Origin of the sequence: Pectobacterium colocasium, assembly GCF_020181655.1 — a bacterium.
GTDB classification, from domain to species: Bacteria; Pseudomonadota; Gammaproteobacteria; order Enterobacterales; family Enterobacteriaceae; genus Pectobacterium; species Pectobacterium colocasium.
Window position 1 is genome coordinate 3273194 of sequence record NZ_CP084032.1, and the last position, 25722, is coordinate 3298915.

Consider the following 25722-nt stretch of genomic DNA (forward strand, 5'->3'; position numbering starts at 1 on the left):
AGGCTGCGGTTTAGCCGCAGTCACAGAAGCAACCGAGGGCCGAGCAATGCCACATCACTATTCTGACGCCATTATTCGTATAAAAAATCTGCGGCTGCGCACCTTCATCGGCATCAACGATGAAGAAATCACGAATAAGCAGGATGTGATCATCAACGTTGTGATTCACTACCCAGCAGAGCAGGCGCGCAACAGCGAGAATATCGCAGATGCGCTGAACTACCGCACCATCACCAAAAGCATTATCCGCCACGTCGAAGATAACCGCTTCGCGTTGCTGGAAAAATTAACGCAGGATGTGCTCAACATCGCCAGCGAGCATGAATGGATAACCTATGCTGAAGTAGAAGTCGATAAACCGTTTGCCTTGCGATACGCCGATTCGGTTTCTATGACCCTGCGTTATCACAAGGCATAAATATATGGGAGCGCGCAATGCAACTACTCATAACAGGCGGAACCGGCCTTATTGGCCGCCATCTTATCCAACGATTACAGCTGCTTTCCCATCACATTACGGTACTGACACGCGATCCTGAGCGCGCCCGAGGTATTCTCGGTAATCAGGTAGAATACTGGTCAACGCTGAGTAATATCACTTCACTGAATGACTTTGATGGCGTCATCAATCTGGCCGGCGAACCTATCGCCGATAAACGGTGGACGCCACAGCAAAAACAACTGTTGGCAAAGAGTCGCTGGAACATCACCGAGCAGCTTGCTGCGTTAATAAAAGCCAGCAGCGAGCCGCCAGCCGTTTTTATCTCAGGTTCTGCTGTCGGGTATTATGGCGATCAGGGGGAAGCGCTGGTTACGGAGAATGAATCTCCCGTTGATGAATTCACCCATCACCTGTGCGCCCGCTGGGAAGCGCTGGCGCAGTCCGCCGAAAGCGATAAAACCCGCGTCTGCCTGCTGCGTACGGGTATTGTTCTTGCGGCACAGGGCGGTGCACTGGCAAAAATGCTGCCGCTTTTTCGTCTCGGGCTTGGCGGACCGATGGGTTCTGGCAAGCAATATATGCCGTGGATTCATATTGATGACATGATTAACGGTATTATTTATCTGCTGGATCAGCCGATATTGAGCGGCCCCTTCAACATGGTTGCACCCTATCCGGTTCATAATGAACAATTTTCCGCCACGCTGGCACACGTCCTGGATCGCCCCGGTTTTCTACGAGCGCCCGCTTTTGCGATCAAATTACTGATGGGAGAAGCCTCAACGCTGGTGCTGGGCGGACAACGAGCCCTTCCACAGCGGCTAGAAGCTGCGGGCTTTGGTTTCCGCTTCTTTGAGCTGGAAGAAGCCCTACAGGACGTCATCAAGAAACCGAGCTGAAGTTTGATAAAATGCCCAAATATTCTGCACTTCTGGCGTAAAATTGTGCAGAGGTGGGCATGACCGCCGGGGGAGCCGCATGGATGCGGCAAAAGGCAGTGCCGCGTCGGACAAAAACGTCAGAGACGTTTTTGAACAGCACTTGTGCTGGCCCGAAGGGCGAGCCCCGTTAATGGGGCGAGTAAACGCGTCACTGGCGGTCCGAATAGCGGTCAGGAACGCCGAAGGCACCGCGCAGCGGCACAATTCTCGCCCAAAAGCCAGTGGTCAAGGAGCAGCGGCAACTGAGCGCTCCTTGTCGGGCGTGTAGATAAAGTATAAAAATGCTCGGTGGTTAAAACGCACGAAACTTTTACACTATCCGACATAGAATGGTGAAAAGGCTAGAGGCTGATAACCATCAGCCCCAAAACCTACTTCAACGCACCAGACAAAAACTGCTGCAAACGCGCGCTTTTCGGGCTGCCAAACAGTTGATCCGGTGACCCTTCTTCTTCGATCACGCCCTGATGTAGGAAGATAACGTGGCTGGAAACATGGCGGGCAAACTCCATTTCATGCGTCACCACGACCATCGTTTTCCCTTCCTCCGCGAGCTGCTGCATGATGCGCAACACCTCACCGACCAGTTCGGGATCGAGTGCCGATGTCGGCTCATCAAATAATAACACCTCCGGTTCCATCGCCAGCGCCCGCGCAATCGACACGCGCTGCTGCTGACCACCAGAGAGATCCGACGGGTATTTCTGTTGGGCAGAATCGGTGATCCCAACTTTGTTCAAATAGAACACCGCCCGCTCGCGCGCTTCCGCTTTGCTAAGTCCTAATACCTGAATCGGCGCCTCCATCACATTCTCCAACGCCGTCATGAAGCTCCACAGGTTGAAGTGCTGAAACACCATCGTCAGACGCGTCCGCAGCATCTGAAGCTGTTTTTTATCAAACACTTTCAGCTGCCCGTCCGTATCTCGCACCATGCGAATTTCCTGATCGCTGACGTAAATCGCCCCTTCGCAGGGTTTTTCCAGAAAATTAATGCAGCGCAGTAAGGTACTTTTTCCTGAACCGGATGAGCCAATAATTGAAATAACGTCACCCGCTTTCGCCTGTAATGAGATCCCTTTAAGCACCTCATGTTGGCCATAGCGTTTACGCAGTTCCGTCACCATCAGTTTGTTATTCGACATATTTTTCCCTGCGTTTAATGAGATGAACGGGTATAAAGATGACGTAACCAGCGCCGTTCCGCCCTTCTGAACAGCCCGATTAATACAAATGAAATCGCCAGATAGATAACCGCAGCAATACCAAATGCATAAAACGGCTGGTAGGTTGCGGCGTTGATATCGCGGGCAATCTTCAGAATATCCGGTACGGTCACGGTAAAGGCCAGCGCCGTCGAATGCAGCATCAGAATCACTTCGTTGCTGTATGCAGGCAGCGCGATACGTAGCGCCCCCGGCAAAATAATGCAGCGATATTGCTTAAAGCGGGAAAAGCCGTATGCTCTGGCCGCTTCAATTTCCCCATGCGGCACCGCGCGGATTGCGCCCGCAAAAATCTCTGTCGTGTACGCACAGGTATTCAGCGCCAGCGCCAAAATGGCACAGTTTAGCCCGCTGCGAAAAAAGGCATTCAGCAGGTCAGTACCGCGCACAATCTCCAGGCTATACACGCCGGAATAGAACACCAAAAGCTGCACGTAGAGCGGCGTGCCGCGGAACACATAGGTGAATAACCAAACCGGAAAGCTGAACCGGCGTCGCGGTGACACACGAGCGATCGCCAGCGGCAACGCCATCAGCCCACCGATGATCACCGAAGAAATGAGCAGCCAGAGCGTCATCGCCAGCCCGGTCAGACGGTAACCATCGCTCCACAGTAGCGGCTGCCAATATTGTTGCAGGATCTCACTCATAGTTTACTTTCTTGACTCCCTGCGAATAGTGCCTTTCCAGCCACCACAACACGCCGTTAGAAACGGTGGTAAAAATCAGGTACATCGCCCCGGCAACCAGCGCAAAATAAAACGGTTCATGTGCACCCTTGCCCGCCAGTTGCGTCGCCTTAATCACGTCATTCAGGCCAAGCAGTGACACCAGCGCCGTTGCTTTCAGGATCACCTGCCAGTTATTGCCAATACCCGGTAGCGCGAAGCGCATCATGGAAGGAAACAGAATGCGACGAAACACCTTTATGGGAGAAAAACCGAACGCCACCGCCGCTTCGATTTGTCCACGCGGCACGGCAAGATAGGCACCGCGAAAGGTTTCAGTGAAATACGCGCCGTAAATAAAGCCCAGCGTAATAATCCCGGCGGTCAAAGGATCGATGTCAATCTGCGCCATCCCCATCGACTCCGTCATGCCGTTTAAGACGATTTGCAGGCCATAGAAAATCAGCAACATCAGCACCAGGTCGGGAATGCCACGAATCAGCGTGGTATAGCAGGAAAAACACCCCGCCAGCAAACGGTTGGAAGACAGCTTCGCCGATGCGCCAATCAGGCCGATAACCAGCGCCAACAATAGCGAACTGGCTGCCAGCTCCAGCGTCATGATGGCGCCATCCAGAATTAGCTGGGAATAGCCATAGAGCATCAATGATATCCGTTGAAATAGCGTTTAATGGCACGGTGCGTCATCATCAGGAACACGGTACGGGAGGAACGATCCCGTGCCGTATTACCCTGCGATCCCGCTACACACTATCTACTGTAATAAAGAATCTACTGTGATAAAGAAATATGTACCGTGATAACGATATGCATCGTTGTGACGACATTAGCCGCCGTAAACGTCAAAATCGAAGTATTTTTTCGCGAAGGTATCGTAGGTACCGTCTTTACGCATCTCTTCAAAAGCCTTATCCAGCGCGGCTTTCAGCTCGGTATCCGCTTTACGTAAGCCCATCCCCGTCCCTACACCGAAGAATTTGTCATCTTTTACCGCCGGGCCAGCAAATGCGTAGTCTTTACCCATATCGAGCTTCAGGAAACCTTCGCTTCCCGCCACTTCATCCTGAAAAGCAGCATCGATGCGGCCTGCGGTCAGGTCTGCGTAAATCAGATCCTGGTTTTGGTAAGCTACCACGTCAACGCCTTTTGGCTGCCAGTTTGCGTTGGCAAATGCCTCCTGCGTCGATGCCTGCAACACACCAACACGCTTGCCGCCCAGAGAGGCCAGCGTCGGCTCGATGCTCGCGCCCTTCTTCGCAATCAGACGCGCGTTAGCTGCATACAGCTTCTCGGTGAAAGCAATTTCCTGCTGGCGTTTTTCAGTGATGGACAGGGAAGAGATGATGGCATCAATTTTTTTAGCTTTAAGAGAAGGAATTAATGCGTCAAAGTCACTTTCCACAAACGTACAGTTAGCCTGAATGCGTTTGCACAGCTCTTTCGCCAGATCGATATCAAACCCAACCAGTTCGCCGCTGGCGTTTTTGGATTCAAAGGGAGCATAGGTCGGATCGGTGCCAATTTTAATATTCTTAGGAATCTCCGCCATCGCGCTGCCCGCAGCCAGAATGAGCGCCAACGGCAAAACTTTGATCAGTTTCTTCATATTGCTACCCTTATCATGAGTGATTAATGTGTCGTCAATGTCGGAACAGATATCGATTTATTGCTTTAAAAATGAACGAGATGAAGGCTATTTGTTTTCTAACGCCGACTATTACCTTTTTCGTAGCAGTTTTCATGCCACAATGAACGCAAGGACATTGTAAATGTCCGGTGGAAAACACATGCGAGAAAAAATGAATAACCAATTGATTATTAAATATTTTCATCACAACCTTTTGGTGCACAATAATAAGAATAGATAAGATTGCCATGAATACAAAAACCCAATTGCACCATTTAAGTGCTTTCATGCGCAAAATTAGTGCAATGTGATAAAAAGGCACGAAAAAAGGGCAGTAACGTGTTACTGCCCGGTGAGAAAAAAATATCAGATGTCCGCGTCTACCCTGCTACGACGCCCCCTGCCAGCGGATAAAGAGATCTTTCGGCAGTTCGATATCAAACTGGTCAAGAATACGATTCACCGTCTGATCGACAATGTCCTGCACACTTTCTGGGCGATGATAGAACGCAGGCACAGGCGGCATGATTATCGCGCCCAGCTCAACGGCCGTCGTCATCAGCCTTAAATGCCCTAAATGCAGCGGCGTTTCACGAACCCCTAGCACTAAAGGACGACGCTCCTTCAGCACCACGTCGGCCGCACGGGTTAATAAGTTATCGCTGTAGCTGTGCACAATGCCGGACAGGGTTTTTATCGAACAAGGCAAAATCACCATTCCCGCCGTTTTAAACGACCCCGAAGAGACGCTAGCAGCGATATCACGCGTATCATGCACCACATCAGCCAGCGCCTGCACATCACGCAGGCTAAAATCGGTTTCTAACGCTAGCGTTTGCCGGGCGGCCTGACTCATGATCAAATGTGTTTCGATATCTTCCAGCGTCTGTAAAACCTGTAGCAACCGGACGCCGTAAATAACGCCGCTGGCGCCGGAAATCCCTACAATGAGTCGCTTCATTCGTACTGCCTCTGGCTGACCGCGTAAGCAAAAACGCGGAAAAATCATCTGCGCAAACTTTGCCGCATTGACTGGCGATAAGCAAGGGGAAGCGCCGAAGCGATGTTTTTATATACAATGCTGTTTTTTACAGACAACGGTTTTCTCTATGCAACAGTTTTTTCTATATACAATAAAAAGGGGAAGACACTTTCGCGCCTTCCCCCTTTGATGAAGCCTTGACGTGCAGTTAGCCGTTAGCCTTCGTTGTGCAATTCCAGATCTTCGACTTCATTCTGGCTACGTAACGCTTTGGCGTCGTCGTTGCGCAAGACTTCCAGATAATCCAGATAGCCTTGATCGACATCCTTCGTCACGTAAATTCCGTTGAACACCGAGCATTCAAACTGAGCAATATCCGGGTTATCTTCGCGCGCCGCCTCGATCAGATCGTCGAGATCCTGGAAAATAAGTGCATCAGCGCCAATAATCTTACAGATTTCATCCACTTCACGACCGTGAGCAATCAGCTCATTCACGCTCGGCATGTCGATGCCATATACGTTAGGGAAGCGAATTTCCGGTGCCGCCGAGGCCAGATAAACACGTTTGGCTCCCGCTTCACGCGCCATCTCCACAATTTGCTCCGACGTGGTACCGCGCACGATGGAATCATCCACCAGCAGCACGTTTTTATCACGGAATTCGGCACGGTTAGCGTTCAGTTTACGGCGCACTGATTTCTTACGCGCCTGCTGCCCCGGCATGATAAAGGTACGGCCAACGTAGCGGTTTTTCACAAATCCCTGACGGTACGGCTTGTTGATAATACGCGCGATTTCCAGCGCGATATCACAAGAGGTCTCAGGAATCGGGATCACGACATCAATATCGAGATCTTCCCACTGACGTGCAATCTTTTCACCCAGTTTCTGGCCCATGCGAACGCGTGCGCTGTAGACCGAGATTTTATCGATGAAAGAGTCCGGGCGAGCGAAGTAAACATATTCGAACAGACACGGGTTGCTCTTTGGATTTTCTGCACACTGGCGGGTAAACAGCTGCCCTTTTTCCGTAATGTAGATCGCTTCTCCCGGCGCCACATCGCGTAAAAATTCAAAGCCCAGCGTATCCAGCGCGACGCTTTCCGACGCCACCATATATTCGCTGCGGCCATCTTCCAGATCGCGCTTACCAATCACCAGCGGACGAATCCCGTTAGGATCGCGGAAAGCCACCATACCGTGACCGATAATCATGCCGACACAGGCATAGGCACCGCGAATTTGCTGGTGCGTCGCGGCAACGGCCGCAAAAATATTATCGGCTTCCAGTGGGTAATGTTGGAAACGGTCCAACTCTCTGGCAAAAATATTCAGTAGAATTTCAGAATCAGACGTGGTGTTAACGTGACGGCGCTCCTGCTCGAACAGCTTTTTACGCAGCTCGTGGGCGTTAGTCAGGTTACCGTTGTGAGCCAACGTGATACCGAAAGGAGAGTTAACATAGAAAGGCTGTGCTTCCGAGGCGCTGGAACTGCCCGCGGTTGGATAACGCACGTGACCAAGCCCCATGTTTCCCTGTAAGCGTTGCATGTGCCGCGCTTCAAACACATCTTTCACCAGGCCATTGGCCTTACGCAGGCGAAAACAATTAAAGGCATCGATGGTTACAATACCCGCTGCATCCTGCCCACGGTGTTGCAACACCGTTAACGCGTCATAAATCGACTGGTTGACCGGTGTAAAACCGGCGATACCGACAATACCGCACATGGTGTCTTTTCCTCATCAGCGCTACCGCAGCGGTAAATGCTGCGGCAAGAAACTTGACGTGCTTTGCAGATAGTCAAAAAACCACCTGATAATATAACTGAACTGCGGGATTAACTGGGACTGCTTCCAGTCATCACTTTGTGAAAAACCGGTGAAAGTATCCAGAAAGAATAGCAGTGCGGAAACGATCAGCACCCCGCGCAGCGCACCAAAACAGATGCCCAGAACGCGATCGGTGCCGGATAATCCGGTACGTTCAACCAGCGAACTAATCGCATAGTTGACGATAGCCCCCACAATCAACGTTGCAATAAACAGAATGGCAATCGCAATACCATTACGCACCAGCTCATCATCAAAACGGGTGAAGTAGACCGCGAGGTAAGCGTAGTAATGGCTGGCGACAAAAAAAGCACATCCCCAGGTCACTAACGACAGCGCTTCACGAACAAACCCCCGGATCAGGCTAACCAAAGCCGAAAATCCGATGATGCCAATAATGACGTAATCAACCCAAACCATGAACTATCCTAATAATGAACGATGCTACCGATAAGCCGCTACGTCATCCTGTTCGCGGCGCATTCTAACAGAAAAAGAAAACGTTTGCGTAGCGTATTTCCGCCGATTTCATCAATAGATAATCAGGCGAAAAAATCAGCAATAGACCATGCCTGAGCCTATTAACCGTCGGCGTAATAAAATCAACAACAACCGTCTTAAAACAGGTACGGGGTGAAGCATCACGCATGTGAGCCTCATCCCCGCGGCCTGTTTCTATCTATTTACGTGGCAGACGACAGACTACTCTGCCCCGTTATTCTCACGCTCAACGACCGTTAACGAACGGAATGCGCACGCACCTGTCCGCTTAGCCCGCTGAGTTGTTTCAGCTCACCCAGCGAGGACTCCAGCTTCTGCTTAGACGCATCCGGCCCCACGTAAATACGGGTGATTTCTCCTGAAACCGGCGTTGACGGCACGGTATACGCGCGATAGCCGGAAAGACGCAATTTGGCGACAATTTCATTCACCTTATCCGCGTTTTTCAGTGCACCAAGCTGCACAATGTAGGCCTGTCCGACAGGGGCTTGCTGCGCTGGTTGGGTTTCAGGCTTCACTTCCGGCTTGGGTTCCGGTTTAGGCTCAGGCTTTGGTTTCACTTCTGGCTTCACCTCAGGTTTTGGCTGAGGCTTCGGCGTCACCGGGGTCTGAACCGGCGGACGCTCAACCACCACTGGCGGTGCCGTCATGGATGGCGTATTCGTGCCAGAATGGGACGATGGCGGCGCCTGCGTCGTGGTTTCAGGTGCTGTAGTTGTAGATGATGTGGATGATCTCGCTTCGGCTTCCGCGCTGTTCTGCATCGCCGCTTCCGCCCCTTCCGGTGGCAACGACGGGTTCAGCGCAGGCAGCGATTCCATCTCATTACTGTCACCCGGTTTAGGGATCAGCGGAATCGACGCAAACTCGTCCTCGTAGTGCTTCTTCTTACCGTCCAGCAGGCCAGGTAAGACGATCACGCCCAACGCGACCAGAATGACCGTCCCCACCAGGCGATTCTGAAATTTACTCGCCATTCGCCTTCTCCTCATCCAGCGCTTCCATCACATGCGCTACCGTATGAAAAGATCCACAAACAATGACGATATCCTGCTCTGCGGCCTCGGACATCGCCTGCTGCCAGGCAGTCACGACATCGGGGAACGATTGGCTGCGCGTCAGGTGCTCAGCAATCTGCTGCGCGGTGGCACCACGCGGCCCTTCCAGCGGTGCGCAATACCACTCATCCACCAACGGCGTTAAGTGAGCCAGCGTACCAGCAATATCTTTATCCGACAGCATGCCGACGACGGCCCGCACTTTTCCGGTTGTCGGCAGTGCGGCTAAACGGTTTGCCAGATACGCCGCCGCATGGGGATTGTGTGCAACATCAAGAATCACTCGCGGTGATGCCTGCACCGTCTGAAAACGCCCCGGTAACGCCGCGTTCTGCACCCCCTGTCGAATCGCGTCTTCGCTCACATTGAGTGACGAATAGTGCAGTGCGGCCAGCGCGGTGGCAGCATTAGCCAATGGAACATTGGGTAATGGCAGACGAGATAATTCACGCTGCTTATCCTGCCAGCTCCACGTCTCACGCTGAACGGAATAGTCCCAGTCCCGACCACGATGGCGCAGCAGTGCCCCTTTCTCCGCGGCAACATCGGCAATCGTTCCCGGCATATCCGGCTCGCCGACAACGGCAGGTCTACCCTGTCGAAATATTCCCGCTTTCTCACGGCCAATACTTTCTCGATCGTTACCTAACCAGTCGGTATGGTCGATCGCAATACTGGTGACGACGGAAACATCGGCATCCACAATATTGGTGGCGTCCAGACGCCCGCCCAACCCTACTTCCAGAATGACGACATCCAGGTTCGCCTGCTTAAAGAGCTGCAACGCCGACAGCGTGCCGAATTCAAAATAGGTGAGCGATACCGCCCCTCTTCCTGCTTCGATATACGCAAACGCCTGAGTGTGCTGCGCTTCAGGCAATTCTTTGCCCTGGATACGCACCCGTTCAGTATAGCGAACAAGATGGGGAGAACTATACACGCCAACCCGTAACCCAGCAGCCAGCAGAATCGATTCCAGCGTACAGCAGGTGGTTCCCTTGCCGTTTGTCCCCGCGACAGTGAAAACCGTTGCGGCAGGCTGTAGCAGTTGGAGATGTTCAGCAACCTGCTTAACGCGCTCCAGACCTAAATCAATGGCCTGCGCGTGCAGGTGCTCAAGATAATGAAGCCACGTGACCAAAGGTGACGTGGCTTGAGGTATTTGAAGAGTATCCATGAGTCCCGTTCACTGGCTTACGGTTCATTGCGGGCTGAGCGTGCGTATGGCTACTCGGTCGAAAACGACGTGGTCGAGTACCACACGCCCAGCCCATCATGTCAATTATGCGTCATCCTGTGATGATTCAGACGGCGCATCGCTGCGGATTTCCACGTCATCGTTGCCCGGTTCTGGATGATTCGTCAGTTTGGCAAGAATGGTGGCCAGCTTGTAGCGCATTTCCGGACGACGAACGATCATATCGATCGCCCCTTTCTCAATCAGGAATTCGCTGCGCTGGAAGCCCGGCGGCAGCTTTTCACGCACGGTTTGTTCGATAACGCGTGGACCGGCAAAACCGATCAGCGCTTTCGGTTCAGCAATGTTCAGATCGCCCAGCATCGCCAGACTTGCGGAAACACCGCCCATCGTCGGGTCAGTCAGCACGGAGATATACGGCAAGCCGCGCTCACGCATTTTTGCCAATGCCGCACTGGTTTTCGCCATTTGCATCAGCGACATCAGCGCTTCCTGCATACGCGCACCGCCACTGGCGGAGAAGCACACCAGCGGGCAGCCGTCTTCCAATGCCTGCTCAACGGCACGTACAAAACGCGCTCCCACAACAGACGCCATTGAGCCGCCCATGAAAGAGAACTCAAACGATGCAGCCACAACCGGCATACCATACAGCGTGCCTTTCATGACGATCAGCGCATCTTTCTCATCGGACTGTTTCTGCGCAGAAACCAGACGATCTTTATATTTTTTGGAATCCCGAAATTTCAGGACATCCTTCGGCTCCAGTTCGCTTCCCAGCTCAACAGTGCTTTCTTTATCCAAAAACGCCTGTAGGCGGCTACGTGCGGAGAGACGCATATGGTGATCGCACTTCGGGCAGACCTCCAGATTACGCTCCAGCTCAGCACGATAAAGAACCTGACCGCAGCTATCACATTTTGTCCAGACCCCTTCAGGGATATTCGCTTTACGGGTCGGTGTGATGTTGCTTTTGTTAAGAATTCGTTCAATCCAGCTCATTGATAACCTTTCTGCTTGAACCTGGCAAATGCCAGTCCGCTGTTCATGTTATTCCCTGACAACATTGCCAATGAAAAAATGCCTGAGACGCACGACAATCGCGGTACAAAGGCATCGGCACCCAGGGTGTTCCCAAGAACAGACCATAAATGCTGCCCATTAAACCATAACGTTCCGGTACTGTGGATAAAAAACTGGTCAAACCGGATGTTAAAATATTTCACTTATTTCACATTGCCGCGCGCGGCCGCTCTACGATGGCGGACAATCTCAATAACGCCCGGCAGGATAGAGAGGAAAATAATCGCGACAATCAGTAATTTCAGATTTTCCTGCACGACCGGCAAATCACCAAACAGGTAGCCCGCATAGGTGAATGACAGCACCCACAGCAGCGCACCAATGACATTATAGGCAGCAAAATGCCGATAGCTCATGTGCCCCATCCCGGCGACAAACGGCGCAAATGTTCTCACAATCGGGACAAAGCGCGCCAGAATTATCGTCTTACCACCGTGGCGCTCGTAAAACGCATGCGTTTTATCCAGATAGCTGCGGCGGAAAATCTTCGAGTTCGGGTTGCTAAACAGCTTTTCACCGAACAGTCGTCCAATCGTGTAGTTCACCGCATCGCCCGTAATCGCGGCAACAATCATCAGGAACACCATCGTGTGCACATTCAGATCGTTCGACGGCAACGCCGCCAGCGCCCCGGCGACAAACAGTAACGAATCTCCCGGCAGAAACGGCGTCACCACCAGCCCAGTCTCACAGAACAAAATCAGGAACAAAATGGCATAAACCCAGACACCATATTGCGCCACCAGTTCCGCCAGATGCACGTCAATGTGCAGAATAAAATCAATAATAAACTGTATAAACTCCACCACAACATCTTCTCCCAAGAATGTATATCAAACGCACGCGGTCGATATACGCAAGGCAGCCGTACCATCCGTGTTGCCTTGCGTATAGCACGCTAACTCGCATCGACCTTATCACGCATTGCATACGGCTTTTTGATTTACCACCATCCGGCAGCATGCAACACGCAAAAGGCGCACTCGTTACAGCAAAAACGTCAATCTGCTAAAAAGAGCGGCCCCATCGTAGGCCGTGGTAAAGCAAAACGCGCGGGGTAATCCACCGCCACTAAATACAACCCCTCAGCTCTGGCCGTCGCGGCGGCCAGCGTACGATCTTTGGCAGCCAGCAGTTCTGCAATCCACGACTCCGGGCGATTGCCACAACCGACTTCCATCAGGCTACCCACGATATTACGCACCATATGATGAACGAACGCATTGGCCTTAATATCTACCACGATATAGTCACCGTGACGTGTAACCTTTAAATGATTTACATTGCGCCACGGCGTACGCGACTGACACTGCACGGCCCGAAAAGAGGTGAAATCATTTTCCCCCAACAGGCACTGTCCAGCCCGTTCCATGCGCGTCACGTCCAGCGGGTGATAAAAATGCGTCACGCCGTGGGCGAGCACGGCAGGGCGATAACGGTGATTATAGATGACATAACGGTAGCGACGTGCCGTGGCGCTGAAGCGCGCATGGAAATCCTCATCCACCGTTTTCACCCAGCGCACGGCGATATCCGGCGGTAAATTCGCATTCACGCCCATCGTCCAGGCCGCGTCTTTCCTGATGGCGTGCGTAGTAAAATGCACAACCTGCCCGGTGCCGTGAACGCCAGCATCGGTTCGGCCAGCGCAAAACACGTCTATCGGTTCATCTGCCACTTTGCTCAGCGCTTTTTCAAGGCAGGCTTGCACGCTGGCAACTTCAGCCTGACGCTGCCAGCCATAATAGCGGCTACCGTCATACTCAATGCCTAACGCGATTTTCAGCGGGGCACGTTCGTTTTCCGCAACGGCGTCGGCCTGAATGGCCTCCGCCTGAGTGGTTTCCGACATTACCCGAGATACTCCTGCACCAGACGCTCCGCAGTTTCCACCGCCATCAGCGCACCGCCAAAGCGAGCGTTATCGGCAACCGACCAGAATTGCAGCAGTTCAGGAATACCGTAATCGTTACGCAGGCAACCTACGCTCAGTTGCCCATTGCCGGACGCATCGCCAACCTGAGTTGGGTAATCCTGTTCATCGCTGACCTGAATATTTCCGGCGTTGAGTAATTCGTCACGCGCTTCTTCCGCAGACAGCAGGCGCAGCGATTCAAGATGAACAACCTGCGCGTGGCCATAGAACACAGGAGACTGAATGCAGGTCACTGAAATGGGTAATCCGTCATCCTGCAAGACTTTACGCACCTGATCGACCAGACGCCGTTCTTCACGCACGCTGCCGGCGTCATCAGGCAGTAAAGGCAACAGGTTGAACGCCAGCTGTTTCGGGAAAATCCCTTCTTCTGGCGGAATACCGTTCAGCAAGCGGGCGCTTTGCCCTGCCAGATCGTCTACCGCTGCTTTACCGAGGGCAGAAACCGACAGCATATTGACAACATGCAGGCGTGAAAGCCCGGCGGCATCGGTCAGCGGTTTAATCGCCGTCAGCAGCTGACTCGTCAGGCTGTCCGCCACTGCAACAATGTTACGGTTACGATAATCTGCCAGCGTATGCGCATTCACACCGGGCACCACCAGCGGGACATCCGGCTCCAGCGCAAACAGACCGCTGCTATCGATCACCAGACAGCCCGCATCTCCAGCGTCTTCCGCATAGCGGGCGCTGGCATCCTGACCGGCGACAAAAAACGCCAGCTGCGCCTGTGACCAGTCAAAATCCGCTACATCGGTGACCAGACAGGACTGGCCGTTAAAACGTATGGTTTCACCCGCACTACGTTCGCTGGCCAGTGGATACAGTTCACCCACCGGGAATTCACGTTCCTGCAATAATTCCAGTAACGCCGTGCCTACTGCGCCCGTTGCGCCCAGCAGAGCAATATTCCAGCCGTTAGACATTTGGTTCTCTCCCAAATTTTGAATGAAACACAAAACATGAATGAAACCGACAAACGATAGCGACGCCGTCCGTCAGTTCATGAATAAGTCACTTTCCGTTAATGAATGAAGAGTGGTACTTGTGCGACGCATCCGCCAACGGAGGATCTCAGCGGCCTCCGTTAACGCGCATCCCGCACTGACGCCGTGAACCCCAGCGCGTTCAGGCAATCTGCGCTGTCAGCATCGGCGCAGATAACATGAAGTGACGACCATTCGCGTCGTTCCTGATAATGTTTGCGCAGGCGATCAAACTCGCCTTCCTGATGCGCAACATGGCGCAACAGTGCATCGTCCCGGCGCACATCATACACCAGATGCACCAGACGTTTTAGCAGCGCCTCATCCAGCGGTACGGTCAGTGCCACTTCGGCAAACTCAGGCTCAGGCAAAAGCGATGAAAGCGCCACCTGCTGTGGGGTTCCGATAAACTCGCTCCAGGCTTCAAAAACCTGCGTAGTGCCACGCGCCTTCCCTTCCAGCGTATAACCAGCGATATGCGCCGTGCCAATATCGACTCGCGCCAGCAGATCGGTTGATAATTCTGGCTCGGGCTCCCAGACATCAAGAATGACACTGAGTTTTTTACCCTGCTGCAATGCCTCAAGCAGCGCCGCATTGTCCACCACCGGACCGCGACAGGCGTTGATCAGAATACGTCCGTCCGCAAAGTCACTCAGCACATTGGCGTCAACCAAATGATGGGTTCGGTATGGACCATCAAGATACAGCGGCGTATGCAACGTCAGGATGTCGGCATCGCGTACCAGCGTCTCTAGCGGCAGGAAATCGCCAGCCTCACCGCGATCGGCACGCGGCGGATCGCATAGCAGCGTTTTAACGCCCCAGGCTTTCAGGCGCGCATCCAGACGTCTGCCAACGTTCCCTACGCCAACAATCCCTACGGTTTTATCACGCAGTTGGAAACCATCACGCTCGGCCAGCATCAGCAAAGAAGAAAACACGTATTCCACTACCGCAATAGCATTGCAGCCAGGTGCAGCGGAAAACGCGATACCGTTGGCGTTAAGCCAGGTATCATCAACATGGTCAGTGCCTGCCGTTGCGCTGCCGACAAATTTTACCGCCGTACCCGACAGCAGATCTGCGTTCACCTTCGTGACCGAGCGCACCATCAGCGCATCCGCACCAGCCAGCAGATCGCGCGGTAAAGGGCGTCCCGGCACGGCTTGCACCTCACCCATACGGCTAAAAAGCTCGCGGGCATACGGCATGTTCTCATCAACCAGAATCTTCATTGTCTTCTCCGACATCGGTAGCCAGCCAAAAAAAGCGGGGAGATATTTTGCCACCGAATGATGCAGAAACCCAAGGCAATTACGACACAACGTCTTTAGGTTATCCGTTCACACCAATGAAAGCCTTACAAGAGGGGGAGCATAGACAGCCGCTCGCCATACAAGGTTGATAGTCGCCACGTGGCTCTGTTATGTTGTTTGCCAATGCCACACTTGCCCCATTTTATCTACCAGACTGGCAATAGGTACGTTTTCCGTCTGGTCTGCTATGAGAAACCCAACGTTGAACGCCCTATTCCCCACTATTGCCGTCCTGATCTGGTCAATTAACGTCATCGTTAACAAACTCTCTGCGAACGTTATCGATCCCGCCGCCATCTCGTTTTATCGCTGGCTACTGGCATTCCTCGTCATGACGCCATTCATGCTGCCAACCCTGCGTCACCATGTGGCGGCCATTCGTCAACATGCCTGGAAGCTGCTGGTGCTGGGGTTGCTCGGCATGGTGTTGTATCAGAGCCTGGCCTACTACGCGGCACACACCATCAGCGCAGTAATGATGGGAATCATGGGCTCATTGGTGCCGCTCCTCACCGTTGTGCTCAGCATCCCTCTGCTACGTTTGGCTCCTACGCTGGGTGTTCTACTCGGTAGCCTGCTGTCGATGGCGGGAATTGTCTGGCTGATCGGTGCGGGGCATCCTGAACAGATTCTGGCGCAGGGCATTGGCCCTGGTGAATTCATGATGTTTTGCGCCTCATTGTCCTATGCGCTTTATGGCGTATTAACCAAACGCTGGAACATCCCGCTGCCAAATTGGGTTTCGCTCTATGTGCAAATTGCCTTTGGTGTGGTGTTGCTGGTACCCAATTTCCTGCTGACGGACAATGTGCAACTCAACGGTCAAAATCTGCCGCTGGTGATTTTCGCTGGCATCATGGCTTCAATCATCGCGCCTTTTCTGTGGATTCAGGGGGTTATGCGTCTGGGAGCCAACAAGGCTGCCATCTTTATGAATCTGACACCGATCTTTACGGCGATGATTGCGATTGGCTTGCTGAACGAACCCTTGCATCACTATCATCTGGTTGGCGGTGGCATTACGCTACTCGGTGTTATCCTCGCTCAGCGCTTGCGCATTCCTCTAGGACGTCCCACCTAGCGCCCACCATGATATTCGTGCCGTTTTACGCGACGCATGACTATCGGCCGTCACGGGAGATTGCTATGATTCATCTCAATCATGACGGCAGTGAGGATAACCGATATGCAACCTGTAAGTGGCCCAGGTGCCCCGCTGCCCGGCGAACGTCCGGTTACGCCGACCACCACATCTTCAACTTCAACCTCATCCGCCTCAAGCACTGCGGGTTCAGCCAACGGCGATCGTCCGCTCACGCTGGCGCAGCGCACCACGCTGGAAAATCTGGTGCTTAAAGTTGCCGCACTGACAACATCAAAGGCATCGGAAGTCTGGACGACGGTAAAGCAGGGATTAGGTCTGGCAGAAAATAATGAGCTGTTGTCCCGCCATTACCGGCCTGCCGAGCAAATACTCCAGACGCGTTTAACGCAGGCACAAGATAGCGGTGGACGTCAGCAGTTGCTGCAACGCCTGACAGATATGCTGTCACAGGGAAATAATCGTCAGGCAGTCAGCGATTTCATCCAGCAGCAGTTCGGTAGCACCACGCTAAGCGCACTGAATAAAACACAGCTACAGCAGGTGGTTACCCTGCTGCAAAACGGGCAAATTCCGCAGTCAACCGCGCCAACGAGCACACCACAGGCAGCTCAGGCAGCCAACTCGCCCGAACGCCCGCTCTCCCCTGCGGAACAGCGCGGCCTGAATCAGTTAGTCACCCGGTTAGCAACCATGACGGGTGAACAGCCTGCGAGGGTGCTAAGCAATCTGATGATGATGCAGAATCTTAACGCGGGCGAAGCTATCCCGTTAAAACATCTGCCGCTGCTCACACAATTTCTGCAAGCACAGGTTGAGCTGCAACAGACGCAGACGCTGCTGCGCGCGACCTCACCGGCCCCGCACGCGGGAACAGCAGGCGCATCGCCAGAAGCGCGGACAGACACGGCAACCAACATTGCTAATGCGACCAATACGGCTACGAATTCGTCATCCGCAACAACCCTATCACCACAGCCATTATCGGCACAGAGCACATTGCTTTCTCCGAACCTCGCCCCGTTGCAGGCGCTGCTACAGCAGCCGATGAGCTTGCAGGAACAGCACTTATTGATGGATTACACGCAGAATCGCTTCAATATCGGGTTACAAACTCCGCTGACGCCAATGCAGGTCAGCGATCTGCTGACGTTCCTGTTTACTCAGCGCATTCAGCGTGCACAGGAAACGGACTGGACGACAACCTCACAGTTGTTGCATCCGCTGTTTAATCCTCTGATTGCCTCACTGCCGCTCAGTTGGCAATCCTTGTTCCATAAGCCCATGTTTCTGGTGATTGTCAGCACCTGCGTGGCGGCATTTCTGCTTTGGGTGTTGATCTAACGCTCCCCATTACAGCAAACATCGGGTTATCACTAGTACCAACAAAAAACCCCGCGGCTCACGCCTACGGGGTTTGTTTCTATTCCTGAGATAACGCGATTATTTATCGAGTTTTCTCATGACCAGCGTCGCGTTCGTACCACCGAAACCGAAGCTGTTAGACATCACCGTGGTCAGTTTACGTTCCGTCGGCGTCGTCACGATGTTCAGGCCAACCGCCTGCTCATCCAGATTTTCCACGTTAATGCTCGGTGCAACAAAGCCGTGTTCCAGCATCAGCAACGAGTAAATCGCTTCCTGAACGCCTGCGGCACCCAGAGAGTGACCGGTCATCGCTTTGGTCGCAGAAATAGCTGGCGAGTTGTCGCCAAACACTTCACGAATCGCACCCAGCTCCTTCACATCGCCAACCGGCGTGGACGTGCCGTGAGAGTTCAGGTAATCAATCGGGGTATCCACACCGTTCATTGCCATCTTCATGCAGCGAACGGCACCTTCGCCTGATGGGGCAACCATATCCGCGCCGTCAGACGTCGCGCCATAGCCGACCACTTCCGCATAGATGTGTGCGCCACGCGCCAATGCATGTTCCAGTTCTTCGACAACAACCATACCGCCGCCGCCTGCAATCACGAAACCATCGCGATCGGCATCATAGGTACGGGAGGCTTTTTCTGGTGTTTCATTGTATTTGGTCGACAGTGCGCCCATCGCGTCAAATTCACAGGCCAGTTCCCAGCACAGCTCTTCAGCACCGCCGGCGAATACGATGTCCTGCTTGCCCATCTGGATTTGCTCAACGGCGTTACCGATACAGTGTGCGGAGGTCGCACAGGCTGAGCTAATAGAGTAGTTCACGCCGTGAATTTTAAATGGGGTTGCCAGACACGCGGATACCGCAGAACCCATTGATTTGGTGACCACATAAGGGCCAACGGCTTTCAGGCCACGCGGGCTACGCATCGCGTCAGCACCAAACACCTGATAGCGCGCAGAGCCGCCGGAACCGGCAATCAGACCAACGCGTGGGTTATTCTGATAAACCTCATCGGACAGCCCGGAATCCTGAATCGCCTGCTCCATAGATAAGTAGGCATAAATCGATGCATCACTCATAAAACGCACAACTTTGCGATCGATGAGGCCAGTGGTGTCCAGTTTGACATTCCCCCAGACGTGACTACGCATACCGGAATCTTTCAGCTCTTGAGAGAAAGTAATACCCGAGCGGCCTTCCCGCAATGATGCCAGAACTTCCTGCTGGTTATTACCGATGCTTGATACGATCCCCAGGCCAGTAATCACTGCACGTTTCATTTAATACCTCTTTTCCACTTATAGAGTTTGGGATTTCGCTTCGCACTTTAGCGTACAGTTGTAAGCTGAACAAGTCCGATCAGCCGAACTATCGAGAAATTATTGCTAAATTTGCGCCACGATAGTCCGCTCGTTAAAATCTCGCCATCACTTGAATAATGAGCTTTTGTCGTGGCCAATCTTCCCATCCAACACGCGTCGTTAAGTTGGAACGCTCAGGGTACACCTGTATCGCAACAGTTTGATGACGTCTATTTTTCGAATCAGGATGGGTTGGCTGAAACCCGTTATGTGTTTTTAAAGGGCAATCAGTTTCCTGAGCGTTTTGCCACGCATCCGCGCACTGCCTGCGTGGTAGCAGAAACCGGCTTTGGTACTGGCCTGAATTTTCTCACGCTGTGGCAAGCCTTTTCCGACTTTCGCCAACAGCAGCCGCAGGCGACATTACGCCACCTGCATTTCATCAGCTTCGAGAAATTCCCTCTGCGCCGGCACGATCTGGCTGCCGCGCACGCCCAGTGGCCAGAACTGGCAGCGTTCGCAGATGAGTTGCGTGAGCAATGGCCGCTACCGCTGCCGGGCTGCCATCGCCTGATAGTGGCGCAGGGGGCTATCACGCTTGATCTGTGGTTCGGTGATGTCAACGCTTTACTACCTGAGCTGGATGATACCCAGAATCATCAGGTTGATGCCTGGTTTCTGGACGGCTTCGCGCCGTCCAAGAACCCGGATATGTGGACAGAGCATCTGTTTCAGGCCATGGCACGTCTGTGCCGTAAAGAAGGCACGTTTGCCACCTTTACCGCCGCGGGCTTTGTGCGCCGCGGTCTGCAACAGGCCGGGTTTCAGATCAGCAAAATCAAAGGATTCGGGCAGAAGCGGGAAATGCTGAGTGGCATGTTACCCGACGCCCTTCCCACTCCCTTATCAACGCCGTGGTATACGCGCCCTGCTGCCAGTCAGACTGACGATATTGCGATTATCGGCGGCGGTATCGCCAGCGTACTCACCGCACTGGCTTTACAACGACGCGGCGCGAACGTCACACTTTATTGTGAGGAAGCACAGCCTGCCACTGGCGCATCCGGCAATCGTCAGGGCGCACTTTATCCTCTGCTGAATAATCGGCATGATGCGGTATCCCGCTTTTTTTCTCTCGCGTTTGACTTTGCACGTCGCCACTACACATCGCTGGCGCAACAAGGGCTGGCATTTGAGCACCAATGGTGTGGCGTCAGCCAGCTTGCCTGGGATGAAAAGAGTGCGCGTAAGATCGAGCAAATTCTGCAAGGAGACTGGCCGGAAGCGCTGGTCGTGAACGCAGATGCGCAGCAACTGGAAAAACAGAGCGGCCTGAATCCCGGCGTAGACGGCATCACCTATCCCGAGGGCGGCTGGCTCTGTCCGGCGGAGCTGACAGCTTCAGCGCTGAGGCTGGCAGAGCAAAACGGCCTGGCAGTACAGATGAACACCCCCGTTTCGGCACTGGAGAAAACAGACAGCGGCTGGGCGCTTACCCTGAGCAGCGGCCAGAAGATACATCATACGGTTGTGGTACTGGCGAACGGTTATCGCATTACCGACTGGTCGCAAACCCACCATTTGCCGGCCTACGCCGTGCGTGGGCAGGTCAGTCATATTCCTACCAACCCCGTGCTGGGGCAACTCAAACAGGTGCTGTGCTACGACGGCTATCTGACGCCGGTCAGTCCACGTCATCAGACGCACTGCATCGGGGCAAGCTATGTGCGGGGAGATTCGCGCTGTGATTATCGGGAAGCAGAACAGCAAGAGAACCGCCAACGGCTGCTGAATTGCTTGCCTAACGCAGAGTGGGTCAAGACGATCGACGTCAGCGATGCGCAAGCGCGTCAGGGCGTTCGCTGTGCGCTGCGCGACCATTTGCCGCTCTTAGGGGCTGTGCCGGACTATGAACAAACGCTGGCAGAATATGAAGAACGACTGCATCCCCAGCACCGCGCCGATGTGGTACCAAACGCGCCTTACTGGCAGGATCTGTTTATTATCGGCGCATTAGGTTCACGCGGGCTCTGCTCCGCCCCGCTCGCAGCCGAAGTCCTGGCCTCACAGATCTATGGTGAACCGCTACCGCTGGATCGCGATACGCTCGCCGCACTCAACCCAAATCGTTTCTGGATAAGAAAACTGCTGAAAGGTAAGCCTGTCACTCAGGATTAATAAGAACAGCGAAGGACTAATGGGGAAGAAGTGTGCTGGCTCGACTGGCCAGCACTGACAGATTAACGATTAGCCCACAGGGGAAATCAGTGCGTACTATTCTGCGCCTGCTGGAACAAACGTTCCCACATTCCGTTAACCAATACCTGATCCGGCGGTGACAATTCACCGTTTTTAATGGCGTTATTAATGCTGTCGCTCACGCGCGCGTGCAGGGCTTCCAGCGTCTGTTCCCCGTGCTCTTCCGCCTCTGCCACCGACACCGTCAGATGACCACGCAGATAGCCGCCAGCAAACAGTTCGTCGTCGCTGGCATGCTCTACCATGTCATCAATCAGTGCCAGAATGCGCGTTTCAAATTCTGCGATCATGTCTTATCCTCAAGTTTTTGCATTTCCCGCGCATCACAGATCGGCTGGATACGGGAAGCTCGCCGCCGTCAGCGGGGGCGTATTGTAAAACGATTGTAGCGCGTGAATAAAGCGTGCCGGACGAGCGGGAATCCCCTCTTCCAGATACTGCATCACCTGCGCATGCACACGCCGCTGAAAATCAATGCGGTCCGGCTCGCAGTCGCCGTTCAGATTGTCGCAGCTGACGTTAAACGGAAAGCCCGCAGCGACACAGAACAGCCAGTCGAAAGCCTGAGGTTTGATTTCCACTCCCTCAAACTGGCTTTGCGTCGCCGCATCGCGGCCATCAGGGCAATACCAGTAGCCGAAATCAACCTGCAAGCGCCGCTGGGCACCGGCAATACACCAGTGAGAAATCTCATGCAGCGCACTGGCATAAAAACCATGCGCAAAGACAATCCGGTGATACGGAATTTCATTATCCGCGGGCAGATAAATCGGCTCATGGTCACCTTTTATCAGGCGAGTATTGTATTCATCGCCAAAGCAATCATTAAAAATATCAATCAGTTGTTGATAATGGTGCGTCGTTGTCATGTTATCTGTTGTTATCATAAACCTGTCATCATAAAAACTGCCCCAGCCAGACAGCAATCGTGTGACCGTGGCTGTCATAAATCAGTTTGCCGCTCATGGTGGCGGAAACCAGCACCAGCATAGGACGAATCAGCTTTTGCCCTTTCGTCATCACCATTCTGGCACCGAGTCGAGCCCCAATCATCTGCCCTGCCAGCATGACACCGCCGGCCACCCAGACAACCTGACCGCCCAGCATGAAAAACAGTAGCCCGCCGAAGTTGGAGGTAAAGTTCAGGATCTTGGCATTCGCTGTCGCTTTAGCCAGATTGAAGCCATACAAGGTGACAAACGCCAGCGCGTAAAATGACCCCGCACCGGGGCCAAAGAAACCGTCATAAAAACCGACGCAGCCGCCTGCCAGAATCGCAAACGGCAGTGGCGACAGGCGACGCTGCCGATCTTCATCACCAATTTTTGGCGTTAATAAAAAGTAGAGGCCAATGCCAATGATCAGCACCGGCAGCAGTTGACGCAGAAAGTCGGCGTGAATTTGCTGGATCAGCCAGGCACCAAAGGTCGACCCCGCAAACGTCAGCGCAATCGCCAGTTTCTGCTCGCCCAGATTCACCGCGCGACGACGGATGAAATACAGGCTGGCGGAAAAGGATCCGCCGACGGCCTGAAGTTTATTCGTTGCCAGCGCCTGCGCCGGGGATAACCCAGCCGCCAGCAGAGCTGGTATCGTCAATAAACCGCCGCCGCCCGCAATCGAATCAATAAATCCAGCCAACGCCCCGACAAAAAACAGCACGGCCAGCGTTTCTGGCCCAAGCACTAACCAATCCATCGTTATTTGTTATCTCGCGGAAAAATGTCTGTCGAGCAGTGCCTGACAAGAAGGAGGCAATGGCGGCGGCATGGTTTTTTCTGGTGCTTCACTACTCGGCTGTTTCGGTTGGAACCAGCTGGTTAATTCGGCACCGCATCCGTCACCAAGTGGCGGATCGCTCTGTTCCTGACACTCCAGGCTGTCTGCCGGGCAGCGCAAGCGCACATGCATATGCGCACGGTGTGCAAACCAGGGGCGAACTTTACGCAACCAGTCACGATCGTGGCCAGCTTCAGCACACAGCTGTTTTTTAATCGCCGGATTGACGAAGATTCGCGTCACGTCGCTATCCAGCGCGGCGGTTTTGATCAGGGTGGTGATTTCTGGTCGCCAGACGCGCGGATTAACATTAAGCCCGCTTGCATTCACCAAATCGATAGGCTGCGGCTTCAGCAACTGCTGCTCGCTCCAGCGCTGTCTGGGCAATTGCAGCCAGATGTCCACATCCAGCCCGGATTGGTGACTGGCGTGGCCGCTGCTGAAACGTCCACCGACGGGCATCCCCATATCCCCCACCAGCACATTACCCGAAGTCGTGCGCTTCACCTCGTTGCTCAGGCGGTGAATAAACGCCAGTAGATCGGGGTGACCGAAATAGCGGCGCTGATCGACACGCATCACCTGATAATCCAACGACTGCAACGGCAGCGGCTGGGCACCGATGATACAGCCATTGGAAAAACTCCCAATTGACTGCGGCGTGCCCGCAACCGGATGCGTAATCTCCTGCCAAGGCGTTTTCGCCCACACGGCGTTCGACCACAGCGGCGCACTCAGCGCCAGCGCGAGAACCCCGATAAACCCTTGTTTCATTATGTTTTACCAGCGAGGAACCTGACTGTTCACATCCCCACACTGTGCGCGTTGGCGCAGCAGGTGATCCATTAATACAATCGCCATCATGGCTTCGGCAATCGGCACAGCACGAATACCCACACAGGGATCGTGACGGCCGCGCGTGACCATTTCAGTCGCTTCACCCTGACGGTTGATCGTTTTCCCCGGCACCATAATGCTGGAGGTCGGCTTCAACGCCAGATGCGCGACGATATGCTGACCGCTGCTGATTCCACCCAAAATGCCGCCAGCGTGATTGCTCTGGAAACCGTCCGGCGTGATTTCATCACGGTTTTCGCTGCCGCGTTTGGTCACAACCGCAAAACCATCGCCAATTTCGACGCCTTTCACGGCATTGATGCTCATCAACGCATGAGCCAGATCGGCATCAAGACGATCAAACACGGGCTCGCCTAATCCGGCGGGGACGGATTCCGCCACGACACTCACCTTCGCGCCAATGGAATCGCCCTCTTTTTTGAGCGCACGCATCAGTTCATCCAGAGCGTCCAGCTTGTCGACATCCGGGCAGAAGAACGGGTTTTGCTCAACCTGATCCCAATCTTTCAGCTCGCAGGTAACATCGCCAATCTGCGACAGATAGCCGCGCACCTTCACACCGTATTGCTGTTGCAGGTATTTCTTCGCAATCGCTCCTGCGGCAACGCGCATCGCGGTTTCGCGCGCGGAAGAGCGGCCACCACCGCGATAATCGCGCAAGCCATATTTTTGCTCATAGGTGTAGTCGGCGTGACCGGGGCGAAAAACATCTTTAATAGCGCTATAGTCCTGAGAACGCTGATCGGTGTTTTCAATCAGCAGACCAATGCTGGTCCCTGTGGTTACACCTTCAAAAACGCCGGACAGGATCTTGACCTGATCGGGCTCGCGGCGCTGCGTCGTATAGCGGGATGTTCCAGGACGGCGGCGATCCAAATCGTGTTGCAGATCCGCTTCCGTCAGCGGGATCCCCGGCGGTACGCCATCAACAATACATCCCAGAGCAATACCGTGGGATTCACCAAATGTAGTGACGCGGAAAAATTGCCCAATACTGTTGCCTGCCATCACAACTCCTTCGCATGTGTTCTGTTTCTGCCTTACCGCTAGGTAAAGCGGTAAGGGTAATGAGTGTCGTTATGACCGTTTAATCACGGCTGCTGACAGAAGTCGTTAAGCGGTAGTAACGGATAGATCGTAAAGACGCTGCAAGTACATCCCTGTAAGCTCGGATTGCGCAGATATGAATCTCGTCCCTGAGATTCACCCTTTCAGGGCC

General features: G+C 53.6%; 25 protein-coding genes. 5 read left to right on the plus strand and 20 right to left on the minus strand.

Translation table 11 applies throughout. From position 1 onward, the window contains the following. Positions 1–46 precede the first annotated feature (46 nt). Positions 47–418: a dihydroneopterin triphosphate 2'-epimerase gene (gene folX, locus LCF41_RS14855; protein WP_225085262.1), complete on the plus strand. Its 372-nt coding sequence runs from the start codon at positions 47–49 to the stop codon at positions 416–418. Between the two features lie 17 nt (positions 419–435). Beyond that, the gene (locus tag LCF41_RS14860) at positions 436–1341 is read left to right on the plus strand and encodes a TIGR01777 family oxidoreductase (RefSeq protein WP_225085263.1); all 906 of its coding nucleotides are present in this window, start codon (positions 436–438) and stop codon (positions 1339–1341) included. 413 nt (positions 1342–1754) lie between these two features. Here LCF41_RS14860 and hisP read toward each other — a convergent pair whose 3' ends face one another. The 14 genes from hisP to pdxB form a co-directional block, all read right to left on the minus strand. Continuing rightward, positions 1755–2528 (minus strand): histidine ABC transporter ATP-binding protein HisP, encoded by a 774-nt coding sequence (gene hisP / locus LCF41_RS14865; protein ID WP_225085264.1) that lies wholly within the window; start codon positions 2526–2528, stop codon positions 1755–1757. Between the two features lie 14 nt (positions 2529–2542). Further along, positions 2543–3259: an ABC transporter permease gene (locus LCF41_RS14870; RefSeq protein ID WP_225085265.1), complete on the minus strand. Its 717-nt coding sequence runs from the start codon at positions 3257–3259 to the stop codon at positions 2543–2545. Next, the gene (locus tag LCF41_RS14875; RefSeq protein ID WP_225085266.1) at positions 3252–3941 is read right to left on the minus strand and encodes a histidine ABC transporter permease HisQ; all 690 of its coding nucleotides are present in this window, start codon (positions 3939–3941) and stop codon (positions 3252–3254) included. Before LCF41_RS14875 ends, LCF41_RS14870 begins: the two co-directional genes overlap by 8 nt. Before the next feature lie 183 nt (positions 3942–4124). After that, the gene (locus tag LCF41_RS14880; protein ID WP_225085267.1) at positions 4125–4904 is read right to left on the minus strand and encodes a lysine/arginine/ornithine ABC transporter substrate-binding protein; all 780 of its coding nucleotides are present in this window, start codon (positions 4902–4904) and stop codon (positions 4125–4127) included. Positions 4905–5313: 409 nt separating this feature from the next. Further along, positions 5314–5886 (minus strand): UbiX family flavin prenyltransferase, encoded by a 573-nt coding sequence (locus LCF41_RS14885; protein WP_225085268.1) that lies wholly within the window; start codon positions 5884–5886, stop codon positions 5314–5316. A gap of 236 nt (positions 5887–6122) precedes the next feature. Continuing rightward, complete coding sequence (gene purF, locus LCF41_RS14890; protein WP_225085269.1) at positions 6123–7640, minus strand: amidophosphoribosyltransferase; 1518 nt, start codon at positions 7638–7640, stop codon at positions 6123–6125. 21 nt (positions 7641–7661) lie between these two features. After that, a complete protein-coding gene (gene cvpA / locus LCF41_RS14895; RefSeq protein WP_015840986.1) occupies positions 7662–8162 on the minus strand; it encodes a colicin V production protein in 501 nt (166 codons plus the stop codon). 317 nt (positions 8163–8479) lie between these two features. Beyond that, positions 8480–9220: a cell division protein DedD gene (dedD, locus tag LCF41_RS14900; RefSeq protein ID WP_225085270.1), complete on the minus strand. Its 741-nt coding sequence runs from the start codon at positions 9218–9220 to the stop codon at positions 8480–8482. Further along, positions 9210–10478: a bifunctional tetrahydrofolate synthase/dihydrofolate synthase gene (gene folC, locus LCF41_RS14905; protein ID WP_225085271.1), complete on the minus strand. Its 1269-nt coding sequence runs from the start codon at positions 10476–10478 to the stop codon at positions 9210–9212. The genes dedD and folC overlap by 11 nt, the downstream gene beginning before the upstream one ends. Before the next feature lie 105 nt (positions 10479–10583). Further along, complete coding sequence (gene accD / locus LCF41_RS14910; protein ID WP_225085272.1) at positions 10584–11501, minus strand: acetyl-CoA carboxylase, carboxyltransferase subunit beta; 918 nt, start codon at positions 11499–11501, stop codon at positions 10584–10586. Between the two features lie 224 nt (positions 11502–11725). Then, complete coding sequence (locus tag LCF41_RS14915) at positions 11726–12388, minus strand: DedA family protein (protein WP_015840991.1); 663 nt, start codon at positions 12386–12388, stop codon at positions 11726–11728. A gap of 194 nt (positions 12389–12582) precedes the next feature. Continuing rightward, positions 12583–13434, minus strand: a complete 852-nt coding sequence (gene truA / locus LCF41_RS14920) for a tRNA pseudouridine(38-40) synthase TruA (protein ID WP_225085273.1) — start codon at positions 13432–13434, stop codon at positions 12583–12585. Beyond that, a complete protein-coding gene (locus LCF41_RS14925) occupies positions 13434–14444 on the minus strand; it encodes an aspartate-semialdehyde dehydrogenase (protein WP_225085274.1) in 1011 nt (336 codons plus the stop codon). The genes truA and LCF41_RS14925 overlap by 1 nt, the downstream gene beginning before the upstream one ends. A gap of 161 nt (positions 14445–14605) precedes the next feature. Continuing rightward, positions 14606–15742: a 4-phosphoerythronate dehydrogenase PdxB gene (pdxB, locus tag LCF41_RS14930; RefSeq protein ID WP_225085275.1), complete on the minus strand. Its 1137-nt coding sequence runs from the start codon at positions 15740–15742 to the stop codon at positions 14606–14608. A gap of 268 nt (positions 15743–16010) precedes the next feature. Between pdxB and LCF41_RS14935 the strand changes: the two genes are divergently transcribed. Further along, positions 16011–16904 carry a DMT family transporter gene (locus tag LCF41_RS14935; RefSeq protein WP_225085276.1) on the plus strand — a complete coding sequence of 298 codons (894 nt, stop codon included), beginning with the start codon at positions 16011–16013 and terminating at the stop codon, positions 16902–16904. 105 nt (positions 16905–17009) lie between these two features. Further along, positions 17010–18269: a flagella biosynthesis regulator Flk gene (flk, locus tag LCF41_RS14940; RefSeq protein WP_225085277.1), complete on the plus strand. Its 1260-nt coding sequence runs from the start codon at positions 17010–17012 to the stop codon at positions 18267–18269. Between the two features lie 99 nt (positions 18270–18368). Here the strand turns inward: flk and fabB are convergent, their stop codons facing one another. After that, positions 18369–19586, minus strand: a complete 1218-nt coding sequence (fabB, locus tag LCF41_RS14945) for a beta-ketoacyl-ACP synthase I (RefSeq protein ID WP_225085278.1) — start codon at positions 19584–19586, stop codon at positions 18369–18371. Between the two features lie 171 nt (positions 19587–19757). On the opposite strand from fabB, the gene mnmC reads away from it, so the two are divergent. After that, positions 19758–21785, plus strand: coding sequence for a bifunctional tRNA (5-methylaminomethyl-2-thiouridine)(34)-methyltransferase MnmC2/FAD-dependent 5-carboxymethylaminomethyl-2-thiouridine(34) oxidoreductase MnmC1 (mnmC, locus tag LCF41_RS14950; protein WP_225085279.1), 2028 nt, complete (start codon positions 19758–19760; stop codon positions 21783–21785). Positions 21786–21871: 86 nt separating this feature from the next. Here mnmC and LCF41_RS14955 read toward each other — a convergent pair whose 3' ends face one another. From LCF41_RS14955 to aroC, 5 genes are read right to left on the minus strand one after another with little or no spacing between them, the layout of a single operon-like run. Further along, entirely contained in the window at positions 21872–22156 is a 285-nt protein-coding gene (locus LCF41_RS14955; RefSeq protein WP_225085280.1) for a YfcL family protein, read from the minus strand. Positions 22157–22189: 33 nt separating this feature from the next. Continuing rightward, positions 22190–22735, minus strand: coding sequence for an elongation factor P hydroxylase (locus LCF41_RS14960; RefSeq protein ID WP_225088191.1), 546 nt, complete (start codon positions 22733–22735; stop codon positions 22190–22192). A gap of 28 nt (positions 22736–22763) precedes the next feature. Beyond that, positions 22764–23564: a sulfite exporter TauE/SafE family protein gene (locus tag LCF41_RS14965; RefSeq protein ID WP_225085281.1), complete on the minus strand. Its 801-nt coding sequence runs from the start codon at positions 23562–23564 to the stop codon at positions 22764–22766. A 9-nt stretch (positions 23565–23573) separates the two neighbouring features. Further along, positions 23574–24419 (minus strand): penicillin-insensitive murein endopeptidase, encoded by an 846-nt coding sequence (gene mepA, locus LCF41_RS14970; protein ID WP_225085282.1) that lies wholly within the window; start codon positions 24417–24419, stop codon positions 23574–23576. Between the two features lie 6 nt (positions 24420–24425). Beyond that, the gene (gene aroC, locus LCF41_RS14975) at positions 24426–25511 is read right to left on the minus strand and encodes a chorismate synthase (RefSeq protein ID WP_225085283.1); all 1086 of its coding nucleotides are present in this window, start codon (positions 25509–25511) and stop codon (positions 24426–24428) included. Between the last annotated feature and the right edge of the window lie 211 nt (positions 25512–25722).

Coding starts and splice junctions, on each gene's coding strand:
- cvpA (WP_015840986.1), bottom strand. CDS start 8,162: ATGGTTTGGGTTGATTACGTCATTATTGGCATCATCGGATTTTCGGCT.
- accD (WP_225085272.1), bottom strand. CDS start 11,501: ATGAGCTGGATTGAACGAATTCTTAACAAAAGCAACATCACACCGACC.
- fabB (WP_225085278.1), bottom strand. CDS start 19,586: ATGAAACGTGCAGTGATTACTGGCCTGGGGATCGTATCAAGCATCGGT.
- mepA (WP_225085282.1), bottom strand. CDS start 24,419: ATGAAACAAGGGTTTATCGGGGTTCTCGCGCTGGCGCTGAGTGCGCCG.
- LCF41_RS14885 (WP_225085268.1), bottom strand. CDS start 5,886: ATGAAGCGACTCATTGTAGGGATTTCCGGCGCCAGCGGCGTTATTTAC.
- pdxB (WP_225085275.1), bottom strand. CDS start 15,742: ATGAAGATTCTGGTTGATGAGAACATGCCGTATGCCCGCGAGCTTTTT.
- LCF41_RS14925 (WP_225085274.1), bottom strand. CDS start 14,444: ATGTCTAACGGCTGGAATATTGCTCTGCTGGGCGCAACGGGCGCAGTA.
- LCF41_RS14935 (WP_225085276.1), top strand. CDS start 16,011: ATGAGAAACCCAACGTTGAACGCCCTATTCCCCACTATTGCCGTCCTG.
- LCF41_RS14960 (WP_225088191.1), bottom strand. CDS start 22,735: ATGACAACGACGCACCATTATCAACAACTGATTGATATTTTTAATGAT.
- truA (WP_225085273.1), bottom strand. CDS start 13,434: ATGTCGGAAACCACTCAGGCGGAGGCCATTCAGGCCGACGCCGTTGCG.
- folX (WP_225085262.1), top strand. CDS start 47: ATGCCACATCACTATTCTGACGCCATTATTCGTATAAAAAATCTGCGG.
- folC (WP_225085271.1), bottom strand. CDS start 10,478: ATGGATACTCTTCAAATACCTCAAGCCACGTCACCTTTGGTCACGTGG.
- LCF41_RS14965 (WP_225085281.1), bottom strand. CDS start 23,564: ATGGATTGGTTAGTGCTTGGGCCAGAAACGCTGGCCGTGCTGTTTTTT.
- purF (WP_225085269.1), bottom strand. CDS start 7,640: ATGTGCGGTATTGTCGGTATCGCCGGTTTTACACCGGTCAACCAGTCG.
- hisP (WP_225085264.1), bottom strand. CDS start 2,528: ATGTCGAATAACAAACTGATGGTGACGGAACTGCGTAAACGCTATGGC.
- LCF41_RS14880 (WP_225085267.1), bottom strand. CDS start 4,904: ATGAAGAAACTGATCAAAGTTTTGCCGTTGGCGCTCATTCTGGCTGCG.
- LCF41_RS14955 (WP_225085280.1), bottom strand. CDS start 22,156: ATGATCGCAGAATTTGAAACGCGCATTCTGGCACTGATTGATGACATG.
- flk (WP_225085277.1), top strand. CDS start 17,010: ATGCAACCTGTAAGTGGCCCAGGTGCCCCGCTGCCCGGCGAACGTCCG.
- LCF41_RS14860 (WP_225085263.1), top strand. CDS start 436: ATGCAACTACTCATAACAGGCGGAACCGGCCTTATTGGCCGCCATCTT.
- LCF41_RS14875 (WP_225085266.1), bottom strand. CDS start 3,941: ATGCTCTATGGCTATTCCCAGCTAATTCTGGATGGCGCCATCATGACG.
- dedD (WP_225085270.1), bottom strand. CDS start 9,220: ATGGCGAGTAAATTTCAGAATCGCCTGGTGGGGACGGTCATTCTGGTC.
- LCF41_RS14870 (WP_225085265.1), bottom strand. CDS start 3,259: ATGAGTGAGATCCTGCAACAATATTGGCAGCCGCTACTGTGGAGCGAT.
- aroC (WP_225085283.1), bottom strand. CDS start 25,511: ATGGCAGGCAACAGTATTGGGCAATTTTTCCGCGTCACTACATTTGGT.